At 65.7% G+C, this 7,598-nt stretch carries 8 protein-coding genes and 1 pseudogene; 6 read left to right on the top strand and 3 right to left on the bottom strand.

The genetic code is table 11. From position 1 onward, the window contains the following. Positions 1 to 784, top strand: a pseudogene (locus tag ACJH7A_RS20510) (hypothetical protein); the annotation flags it as partial. 26 nt (positions 785 to 810) lie between these two features. On the opposite strand, the gene ACJH7A_RS20505 reads toward ACJH7A_RS20510, so the two are convergent. Next, on the bottom strand, positions 811 to 1,317 hold the full coding sequence (locus ACJH7A_RS20505; protein WP_406802620.1) for an allene oxide cyclase barrel-like domain-containing protein: 507 nt from the start codon (positions 1,315 to 1,317) through the stop codon (positions 811 to 813). Between the two features lie 197 nt (positions 1,318 to 1,514). On the opposite strand from ACJH7A_RS20505, the gene ACJH7A_RS20500 reads away from it, so the two are divergent. The 3 genes from ACJH7A_RS20500 to ACJH7A_RS20490 all read left to right on the top strand — a co-directional run bounded on the left by ACJH7A_RS20500 (position 1,515) and on the right by ACJH7A_RS20490 (position 4,037). Continuing rightward, positions 1,515 to 2,537 (top strand): linear amide C-N hydrolase, encoded by a 1,023-nt coding sequence (locus tag ACJH7A_RS20500; RefSeq protein WP_406802619.1) that lies wholly within the window; start codon positions 1,515 to 1,517, stop codon positions 2,535 to 2,537. A gap of 55 nt (positions 2,538 to 2,592) precedes the next feature. Continuing rightward, on the top strand, positions 2,593 to 3,210 hold the full coding sequence (locus tag ACJH7A_RS20495; RefSeq protein WP_406802618.1) for a hypothetical protein: 618 nt from the start codon (positions 2,593 to 2,595) through the stop codon (positions 3,208 to 3,210). Between the two features lie 80 nt (positions 3,211 to 3,290). Further along, complete coding sequence (locus ACJH7A_RS20490; protein ID WP_406802617.1) at positions 3,291 to 4,037, top strand: alpha/beta fold hydrolase; 747 nt, start codon at positions 3,291 to 3,293, stop codon at positions 4,035 to 4,037. A 19-nt stretch (positions 4,038 to 4,056) separates the two neighbouring features. On the opposite strand, the gene ACJH7A_RS20485 is transcribed toward ACJH7A_RS20490, so the two are convergent. Further along, positions 4,057 to 5,493 (bottom strand): DUF4185 domain-containing protein, encoded by a 1,437-nt coding sequence (locus ACJH7A_RS20485; RefSeq protein ID WP_406783803.1) that lies wholly within the window; start codon positions 5,491 to 5,493, stop codon positions 4,057 to 4,059. Between the two features lie 227 nt (positions 5,494 to 5,720). Between ACJH7A_RS20485 and ACJH7A_RS20480 the strand changes: the two genes are divergently transcribed. Continuing rightward, a complete protein-coding gene (locus ACJH7A_RS20480; protein ID WP_406774197.1) occupies positions 5,721 to 6,344 on the top strand; it encodes a TIGR03085 family metal-binding protein in 624 nt (207 codons plus the stop codon). A 69-nt stretch (positions 6,345 to 6,413) separates the two neighbouring features. Here ACJH7A_RS20480 and ACJH7A_RS20475 read toward each other — a convergent pair whose 3' ends face one another. Continuing rightward, positions 6,414 to 6,746 carry a hemophore-related protein gene (locus tag ACJH7A_RS20475; protein WP_020102663.1) on the bottom strand — a complete coding sequence of 111 codons (333 nt, stop codon included), beginning with the start codon at positions 6,744 to 6,746 and terminating at the stop codon, positions 6,414 to 6,416. 240 nt (positions 6,747 to 6,986) lie between these two features. Here ACJH7A_RS20475 and ACJH7A_RS20470 point away from each other — a divergent pair, with 240 nt between their 5' ends. Then, the gene (locus ACJH7A_RS20470) at positions 6,987 to 7,595 is read left to right on the top strand and encodes a GNAT family N-acetyltransferase (RefSeq protein WP_318986043.1); all 609 of its coding nucleotides are present in this window, start codon (positions 6,987 to 6,989) and stop codon (positions 7,593 to 7,595) included. Positions 7,596 to 7,598 lie beyond the last annotated feature (3 nt).

The following is a 7,598-nucleotide window of genomic DNA, read 5'->3' as shown; positions in this document are numbered from 1 at the left end:
TGAAATCACCCTCCTATCAATGACGGGGGTCAAAATTCACCCGTCGACAGGGGGTCAGTTTTCAGGCGTCGTCAACACTCCCGCGATCATTGGCCAAACCGCCGATCTGGGGATTGACCCTTATGTTCTTGGCTACTGGCTGGGCGACGGAGATTCTGACTGTGCTCGGGTTACTGGCAGCACCGATGATCTTGGTGCTTTCATCGCGCAGTTGGACCGCCTCGGTATCGAGCACGCTCCCCCGTCGCCGACGCATGGGGACACTCACCGAATGCGGATCGGAGGCGGTGCCCAGAAAGCACTCAGAACACTTGGGGTGCTGAACAGTAAGCGCATTCCTAGCACCGTTCTCCGAGCTTCGTTGGATCAGCGATGGTCTGTCATTCAGGGAATTGTGGACACAGATGGCACGGTCTCGCCGACTGGACAGGTCGAGATCTGTGTTCGAGACAACCGGCTTGGCAACGACATTTATGAATTGGCCATCTCGCTGGGCCTGATGCCGACAAAGACGTATCGCAACGTGACGCGGATGGGAAGAACGTACGGGCCGTACGTCCGAATCAAGTTCCACCCGCAGCCTGGCGAAGTAGTCTGCCGAATTTCGCGAAAGTTGGTGCGTTGCAAGACCGAAAGCAAGATTGCGCCCGTCTCACGGAGTCGCACAGTCGTCTCTATTGAAGAGATCGAGCCAGCCCCGTCTCGCCCTTTGGTTGTTGCCCATGAAGGCGGCGAATACCTGGTTGGCGCCCACAATGTACCGACGTGTGCCTGGCAACGTTGACGACAGCAATATCGATCTGTCGGCGCTTAGTCAGTCACCACGTTCAGCACGAAGTTCGCGTCGGTCTGATTCGGCACCTCGGGTGGCACTTGCGCGGTGCCGTCACCGCGGGCCTTGCTGTACTTGCCGCTGCCTCCGACGATCGAGACGGGCAGGGTTTCGCCCTTGCTGAACACGGCGGCGCGGTCGGCCAGCATCTGGATCGAAATCTGGCTGCCCTCGAGGATGAAGGTCTCGGTGCACGAGACGTCACCTGCCGTGGCATCACCGCTGACGGTTGTGCACACTCCTGCGGTCCGCCCGAGCTTCGTGCCACCCTGGCGATCGAAAACGTCGCCGGAGAAGATGAATTGGTCGCCGGGACCCGAGCCGGGGGTTCCGAGATCCACGCTGGTCTGGCCGGTGTCGTGTTCGTAGAAATGCAGCGTCGTGACCGCTGATGCCGGGTCCTTCCCATTTCCTCCGGAGGAACAGGACATCGTCAGCAGCAGGGCCGGGATCAGCACGGCCGTCGTAGTACGCAACATGCTCATGTCGCTTCCGCTCGGAGGGGTGAATAGCTACCGATGTCCGCAAACCATCGGCTGACCGGCGAGACCTCCTCACCCAGGCAATCAGCTGCGAGTTCCCTGTACGGAACAGTTGCCTGCTGAGCATCCCACGCGCGGCGGGCAATTGATAGCAAACGATTCAGCGGTCGACGCGCGCGGGCAAAGTTAGGCTTGCTCCGGTGTGCACTCGAGTCATCTGGCCTGACGCAGGCGATGCGGTCCTGGTCGGCCGCAACATGGACTTCCACCGCGACCTCATGACCAACCTGTGGAAGCAGCCGCGCGGCGTGAGCCGTGACGACGGCGTCACCGGCAAGCTCACCTGGACCTCGAAGTTCGGCAGCGTGATCGCCACCGCCTTCGACATCATCTCGGTGGACGGCATCAACGAAGCCGGATTGGCCGGGCACGTGCTGTGGCTGGCCGAATCCACCTACGGCACACCGGATGACACCCGGACCCAGTTGAGCCAGGCGATCTGGCTGCAGTACTTCCTCGACAACTTCGCGACCGTGGCCGAGGCCGTCGCGTGGATCGACGAGACCGATGTGCAGGTGGTCCAGCTGGACGACCCCACCGGCGGCGACCCGCCGACCATTCATCTGGCACTCGACGACGCCACGGGCGATTCGGCGATCATCGAGTACCTCGACGGCCGGCCGAAGGTCTATCACAGCAAGGATTTTCGGGTGATGACGAACTCGCCCACCTTCGATCAGCAGCTTGAGCTGGTGAAGAAGTTCGAGGGCCTGGGCGGTTCGGAGCCGCTGCCGGGTTCCACGTTGGCGTCCGACCGATTCGCGCGCGCCACCTACTACGCCGGCCGGCTGCCCACTCCGTCCGGTCAGGTCGAAGCGATCGCGAGCATGTTCTCGGTGATCCGCAACGCCGCCCAACCCTTCCGGATACCGGATCCGGGCAAGCCCGACGCGTCGCAGACCATCTGGCAGGTGGTCATGGACCTCACCAACCGGCGCTACGTCTACGAATCCACCACGCGTCCCAACATCGTGTGGGTCGACCTGGCGGACCTCGACTTCAGTGTGGGCAGCCCGCAGCTCAAACTCGATCTGATCGGCGACCTCGCCGTCGAGGGCGGTATCGCGGGAAACGTCAGCAGCAAGTTCAAGGACGTAGGGCCCATGACCTTCCTGTCGTTGCCACTACTGCGCGAACTCGAGAAGGCGAACACGGCGGATTGACCGGCACGTCCGCTATTGCCATGACGTGCCGTTGACGCTCTGACACGCTGTCCGGATGGACCTCGTGTGGGGTGTCGTCGCGCTGACCGTCGCGACGTTCACGGTGCTGCTGGCCGCGCGCCGCGTTGTGATGGCCGTCAGCGGCCTGGTGTTCGCGCGCTATGTCGCCGTCGGCGGGTTGGCGGCGTTCACCGTGCACCGCGACGCCGCGGCCGATGACACCTACCGCGTGCGGTTCGAGGTCGGTGGGCCCGCGGTGTTTCACAACGTGACGGTGCAGCTGTTCGGTAGGCCCGAAGGCGCGGCACCACCACCACCGGCGTTGCGCCACACCATGATTGCCGGCGACGATCCGATCGACTGGACCTTCCGGCTTCCCGACGCTGCGGCCGCGCAGACGTGGGTGGTTGTCACCTGGGTCCGGCCGTACCTGCAGGGCGTCGAATCCGAGGCCCTCGCGCACTGGCTGCAGGCCGGCCGGCTGTACGAATGGCGTTGGTACTCAGAGACGAACCGCTATGTGCGGACGGTCCTGCGATTCGTCGCCCGACGGTGGTCCGTGGGCGGGGAGTCGTTGCGCGAGTTGCCGCTGTACGGGCGGTGGCGGCGCACCTCGTCGAACAACAGCGCCGATCTGTTGGGCCCGGCGGCCACCGCGCCACCGAGAACGTAGACATTGCGGCAACTGCTCGAGTACCGACGCCATTCACGAATTCGTGGCGACGACGATCGCGCCAGTGCCAGGATGGCCTCATGACCGTCGTTCTGGTGCATGGCAACCCGGAGACCGATGCGATCTGGGGACCGTTGGTCGATGCGCTCGGTCGCGACGACGTGGTGCGCCTGTCGCCACCGGGATTCGGTGCTCCGCTGCCCGCCGACTTCTCGGCCACCTACCTCGCGTACCGGGACTGGCTCGAGGCCGAGCTGGACACCATCGGGGAGCCGGTCGACCTCGTCGGCCACGACTGGGGCGGCGGCCACGTCCTGACTGCCGTCATGCACCGGCCCGAACTCGTCCGCAGTTGGGTGACAGACGTCGTCGGGATACTCGACCCGGACTACGTCTGGCACGACCTGGCCCAGGTGTGGCAGACGCCGGGGGAGGGCGAGCAGCTGGTCGAAACGATGCTCGGCGGCAGCGTCGAGGACCGTGCCTTCCAGATGGTCGCCCTGGGCATGCCGCTGGATGTCGCGACGGCCCTCGCCGCCGCGCAGGGCCCGGAGATGGGCCGGGCGATCCTGGCGCTGTACCGCTCGGCGCGCCAACCCGCGATGGCGGAGGCCGGGCGTCACATCGAGACGTTGCGGGCCAGGCCGGGCCTTGCGCTGCTGGCCACCGATGACCCGTACATCGGCTCCGACGAAATCCGTTACCGCGCAGCCGAACGCGCGGGCGCACGCACCACGGTGCTCAACGGGCTCGGGCACTGGTGGATGTTACAGGACCCGGCGGGCGGCGCGGCCGCGCTCACCGAATTCTGGGCCACGCTCGACTGAACGCCAAAACCCAACCGGCTCAGGGCAGTACGGTGTGCAGCAGCATCACGTTGTACGCCGACCACAGCGACAGCGTGAAGTACAGGTCCCGACCGGTGGACCACGGGTGCAGGTACGGCGCGTAGACCCCGCCCGGGAACTGCTGCGACGACACCACCAATTGCTCTGGGCCCCAAGGCCCTTGGGGTGTCGGGGCGGTACGGATCACCACGTCGGACAGGTTGTTGCAGTACATCACCAGGTATTGCTTGAGATAGGTGTTGTACTGCACCGACATCTCACCGACCGGGCCGGGAATGATCGGCGAGGCCGCAGCGGGGTTGTTGGGCACCCACGACTGGCTCTCGTTGTTCCAGTATTCGTACTTGCTCATGTCCGGCAACAGGTTCTGGGGCACCCGGGACACGTAGGCGTTTCCGACTCGGCCAGAAGGGGTTCCGTAGGAATAGATGTAGCCGTCGCTGCCCTTCAGGAAGGCGCCCTGCTGGAAGTTCTCATTCCCCGGCAGGTACGCCACGCGCGACACACTGTCGGGTGCCATCGGCCGGACGCTGCTGGGGTACACACCCCAGTTCTGGCCGTTGTCGTTGGAGACGGCGATCGCCGAGTAGTTCGTCGTCCACGCGCCGGCGCTGTCCCAGTTCTTGATCGACATGAAGCTGGCGTACTGCGTCTTGCCCACGGAGACACCGGAAGTCGGGATGATGCCCTTCTCGACAGGCGCCCACCGGATGGTCGGGATGGTCTGCTTGGCCAGATTCGGCTGCCACTCGGGTGAGCCCGAATAGGGGTTGGTCACCGAGCCGGGTGGGATGTGGATGCCGTGCGACAACGTGCGGTCGTTGGTGCGGAACATGGTGTTGTAGCGCCATTGCTGATTCGGGGTGGCGCAGTAGCCGTAGGTGTCCCCGAACATCATCAGCACCTGGTTGTTCACCGGGTCGCCGTTGTCCCACATGATGCCGAGGTCGGTGCCGGAGATGCCGAACCGCTGCAGGGTGTCGCCACCCGCGCTCTGGTCGCCGGTCACCCAGCCCACCAACGACGTGGTGCCCGCGTCGATGGCGGGCGCCGGCTCCGCTCCGGGCTGAGGTTGCGCCGCGGCGGGGGCGGGTTGTGCCGCGCGCGGTTGGACCGGCGGCTGCGGCACGCGGGGCTTGCCGGGCAGTACGCCGGCCTGCTGTTGCACGGTGCCCTGGGTGAAGGCGCTGAGCAGCGACCGGGACAACTTGCCCAGGGTCGGCAGCGGGGCCTTGTCGTTCGCGTTGCTCGGTCGGTGGCCGCCCGATGGCGGCCGCATGACGCCGCTCGAGGGCACGCCGTTCGGCGGCAGGACGCCCGCATTCGGGCCGGTGCACGGTTCGGCGGCTGCGCGCGGCGGCGCGATGCCGACTGCTCCACCGAGAACGACGGCAGCCGTCAAAGCCACCGATGCAATGCGAGGACGCGGCGACACGGTCACACCTTTCGGATGGCAGGCGGCGCTCGGACGCCAGCGAGGGGCTGTTGTGACCATAGTTAGCAATGAGGCTGTTGAGGCCCCCGCTGTGCGGATGGGTACCCATCTGTAACCACGTCGCGATCGTTCACCTGGCGTTTGCCTGGCGAAGGTGACCCGCGTCGCAGCCTGAACGCAGCGCTGGTGCCGCGCCGCCTGAGCGTCGGCCGACCTAGACTCCAGCCATGACTGTCGCCCAACGGGAACGCGCCGCACTCGTCGAATCCCTCCGCGAGCACGGCCCCGATGCACCCACGTTGTGCGAGGGCTGGACCGCTCGTGATCTGGCCGCGCACCTGGTGGTACGGGAACGTCGGCTCGACGCTGCGCCCGGAATTCTGGTGCCGCAACTGGCCGGCTACACCGAACGAGTACAGGCGCAGGTGACCGCATCCACCGACTGGGAGAAGCTGGTCGACATGATTGCGGCGGGCCCGCCGCTGTACTCGCCGTTCAAGCTGCTCGACCCGTTCGTCAACGTGGCCGAGATGTTCATTCACAACGAGGACGTGCGCCGGGCCCAGCCGACGTGGGAGCCGCGGGAGCTCGACGACCGGCTGGTGTCCGCGTTGGCGGGGCAGGTCGCGACCATGGCGCGCATGGGGATCAAGAACGCCCCGGCGCGGATCGTGCTGGTGACACCGGACGGTCGCCGCCTGGCCGCGGCCGGCCGCGGCGCCGAGGTGACGGTGACCGGCGCGCCCGGCGAGCTGCTGCTCTTCGCGGCAGGCCGCGGCCCGGCTCAGGTGGCCTTCACCGGACCTGACGACGCCGTCGCCGCGGTCCGGGGTTCGAACCGCGGATTTTGACGTTCAGCGTCCAGAAAGCACAACGCGGCTCGATCCCGAAGGATCGAGCCGCGTCGAGTTGGCTTCTGCTCAGAAGTTGTTGCAGGTGTTGGCCACGTTCAGCACCAGGTCGGTGTACTGAGCGGCACCCGGGGTGTTGTACGCCCGCGTGATCAGGGCCTTGCGCTGCTGCGGACCGGAGGCGATCAGCTGGTGCAGGTAACCGACGCCGATCGGGTTCGCCTGCAGCTCGGCGGCCGCACCCGGGTCGAGGGCGGTCAGAGCGGCGATCACCTGCGGGTAGGTGCAGGTCGAGTACATGATCGGGGTGGGGTCCGGCTGAGCGGTGGCGACTGCGCCGCTGGCCATGACAGCGACCAGTGCCGAGCCCGCGCCGACCATCATCCGAGTGGTGAAAGACATTGTGTATTCCCCTCCCGCACCAGCTAACCGATGCGACCAAAGTGATTGATGACTACGTTAGCAGTTCTATCGACCGTCTGTGGCTGAGCGTTACAGCGTCCGAACAAGCAGTCCGCACGGGTTCTGGATGTGTCGGCGGCCGTAGCGGTGACGGTCCGGTGGGCAGGTAATCGACCAGGTGCCGACACCCTGATGTAGGCAAACCTAACCTAAACAAAATCGGGTAGGCTCCCCGCTGAAATGACCGAGATTGATCAGGGGCCGGTGCTACCGCGCGAGTTGACCTCACTGTCCGCTGAAGTGCGAGCGGTGGGCGCACCACCCGTGCCGCGGCTGGCAAGCCCGTGGGCGGTGCGCCTTGTCGACGCCGATGCCGACGCCGAGATGCTGTCCGAATGGATGAACCGGCCGCATCTGGCGGAGGCCTGGGAGTACGACCGACCGCCCGAGTGGTGGCGGCGGCACCTGCAGGCGCAACTCGACGGTGAGTACTCGCGGCCGCTACTGGTCAGCTACCAGGACAAGGCCATGGGCTACCTGGAGCTGTATTGGGCCGCCAAGGATTCCATCGCGCCTCGATACGATGCCGATCCCTACGATCTGGGGCTGCACGCCGCGATCGCGGACGAGCGCTTCGTCAATCGTGGGCTGGGACCGCTGTTGATGCCCCAGGTGTTGGCGAGTCTGTTCGAACTGGTGCCGTCGTGCCGTCGGGTGATGTTCGATCCCGACCATCGCAACACCGGCGCGCGACGGCTCGTCGAGCATGGCGGCGCCGAATTCCTCGGCGAACATGACATGGCCAACCGCAGGATGGCGCTGTACGCGTTGGCGCGCCCATCCAGCTGACGC

It is taken from the genome of Mycobacterium sp. SMC-17, assembly GCF_045310915.1.
Classification (GTDB): Bacteria; Actinomycetota; Actinomycetes; order Mycobacteriales; family Mycobacteriaceae; genus Mycobacterium.
Note: the sequence above shows the minus strand (reverse complement) of the source record. Positions and strands in the feature narration are given on the sequence as shown.